The following is a 2,109-nucleotide window of genomic DNA, read 5'->3' on the forward strand; positions in this document are numbered from 1 at the left end:
GGGTTACAGGCGGGTCTGGAAGAACTGCGCCAGTACGGAGACCGCCTCGTCCACATAGGGCTGCTTGTCATACAGCGACATGTGGTTGGCACCCTCGATCACATGCATCTGCTTGTCCGTACTGGCTGCCCGGGCAAGCAGGTCATCGCTCATCCATTTGCTGCCGGCAACGCTGCCGGCTACGGTCAGGATCGGCTGAGTGAGGAAGGCTTCGGCCTTGTGGTAGGCGTCGTAGGTGATGATCTGCGGCAGGCTGCGCGCGGTCATGAAGCCTGGCGCATTGGCATGCTGTGCACGCGGGGTGTGGTAGTACTCCCAGGCTTCGCGCAGCTCTTCGTTGGGGGCATCTTCTTCACGCATCGGCGCCAGCGGCAGGGTGGCCAGTTCGGTACCGTTGGCATCGCTGGTGCGGGCCTGAGAGCCGTGCGCGATGTAGGGCATGGCGTCGGCATCCTTGACGGTGTTTTCCCAACCGTTGCGGAACATCTGCCCGATGTTGACCGCACTTACCGTGGCGATGGCCTTGATGCGACGGTCGTTGATGGCGGCATTGGCGGTGTAGCCGCCGCCGGCGCAGATGCCCATGGCACCGATGCGGTCGGTGTCGACATAGGTCTGAGTGGTCAGGTAGTCGACCACCGCGCTGACATCTTCGGTGCGAATGTAGGGATTCTCCAGCTGGCGAGGCTCGCCAGTGCTTTCGCCCTGGAAGGATGCGTCGAAGGCGATGGCCAGCAGTCCCTGCTCCGCCAGCTTCTTGGCGTACAGGCCGGCGGCCTGTTCCTTCACTCCACCGCCCGGATGCGCGACGACAATGACCGGGTACTTTTGGCTGGCATCGAAATTGGCCGGCTGATGGATCACTGCAGCGAGCGTGACGTTCTGGCCGTTGAGGGTGGGGATGCTGACTTTCTGCATGATCTGGCTCCAGTGCTGAGGGGCTGTGTGCCACTCGATGGATTCATACTAGTCCCGCGTTTGTTCGGGAAAAATATGCAAGAATCGACATGACTTGTTAGGGATACTGAACAATATGTCGATCAATCCATCGCAACTTCCAGCCCTGGCCTGGTTCGTCCATATCGCCCGGCACCGCAGCTTCACCAAGGCTGCAACCGAGATGGAAATGTCCCGCGCGGCGCTGTCGCAACACCTCAAGAGCCTCGAGCAGCAGCTCAACGTACGCCTGCTGCACCGCACCACGCGCGACATGTCGCTGACCGAGGAAGGCCAGCGCCTGTTCGATGCGCTGGCGCCTGCGCTGAGGATGATCGACACGGCGGTTGCCGAACTGGGCGAGGTGCCGTCCGCGCCCAACGGCCTGATCCGGGTGAATACTTCCCGTATCGCCGCACGGACCTTGCTGGAACCGCACCTGGGCGAGTTTCTCGCGCGCTATCCCGGATTGCGTCTGGAGCTGGTGCTCAACGATGGATTCGCCAACATCATCGCCGACGGTGCTGACGTGGGGATTCGCTTGGGCGAGAGTCTGGACGAGCACATGGTGGCGGTGCCGATCACTCCGCGTATCGAAATGGCGGTGGTCGGCTCGCCAGATTATTTCGCGCGTCACGGTACGCCACGGTCCCCGGCCGACCTGATGCAGCACAACTGCCTGGCGTATCGTTTCACCAGCAGCGGCACACTGGATCGCTGGTCCTTTACCGAGCCGGACGGGGATGGCCACACCCAGGTGTTCGAGCCGCGTGGCAGTGTCGTGTTCAACGACGACGAGAGCATGCTCAAGGCGGCCATCCAGGGCGTCGGCCTGATCAAGTACCTCGACATCTGCGTGCGCGAGCAACTGGCCTCGGGCGAGTTGGTGAGGGTGTTGCAGCCCTGGTGTCAGCCTTTCCCCGGTTTCTACCTCTATGCGCCGACACGGGCACAGATGCCCGCCAAGATACGGGTATTGATCGACTTTCTTGTCGAGAAACGCTCACTGCTTGACTGACTGGCGGCAGCGGGTGGATCTGGCCGGCTCCTGCCCTCAGCCCAAGGTAACTGACGGCCAACAGCTGTCTGTTGGCACTGGGGGTAGTCCACAGCTGCTCGTTCAATGTCTACTCGAGAGCGCTTCGTTCTCCATGCCCACGACGAAGTAATTCT

General features: G+C 61.7%; 2 protein-coding genes. One reads left to right on the forward strand and one right to left on the reverse strand.

What is annotated here, in order from left to right; translation table 11 throughout:
- Nucleotides 1-3 precede the first annotated feature (3 nt).
- A complete protein-coding gene (locus tag J0A65_RS22570) occupies nucleotides 4-918 on the reverse strand; it encodes an alpha/beta hydrolase (protein ID WP_206596558.1) in 915 nt (304 codons plus the stop codon).
- A gap of 115 nt (nucleotides 919-1,033) precedes the next feature.
- On the opposite strand from J0A65_RS22570, the gene J0A65_RS22575 reads away from it, so the two are divergent.
- Nucleotides 1,034-1,954 (forward strand): LysR family transcriptional regulator, encoded by a 921-nt coding sequence (locus J0A65_RS22575; RefSeq protein WP_206596559.1) that lies wholly within the window; start codon nucleotides 1,034-1,036, stop codon nucleotides 1,952-1,954.
- Nucleotides 1,955-2,109: the final 155 nt, after the last annotated feature.

Source organism: Bowmanella yangjiangensis (genome assembly GCF_017255015.1).
GTDB lineage: Bacteria > Pseudomonadota > Gammaproteobacteria > Enterobacterales > Alteromonadaceae > Bowmanella > Bowmanella yangjiangensis.

Bases quoted from the DNA above. Each gene is read 5' to 3' on its own strand.
- J0A65_RS22570 (WP_206596558.1), bottom strand. From the start codon at position 918: ATGCAGAAAGTCAGCATCCCCACCCTCAACGGCCAGAACGTCACGCTC.
- J0A65_RS22575 (WP_206596559.1), top strand. From the start codon at position 1,034: ATGTCGATCAATCCATCGCAACTTCCAGCCCTGGCCTGGTTCGTCCAT.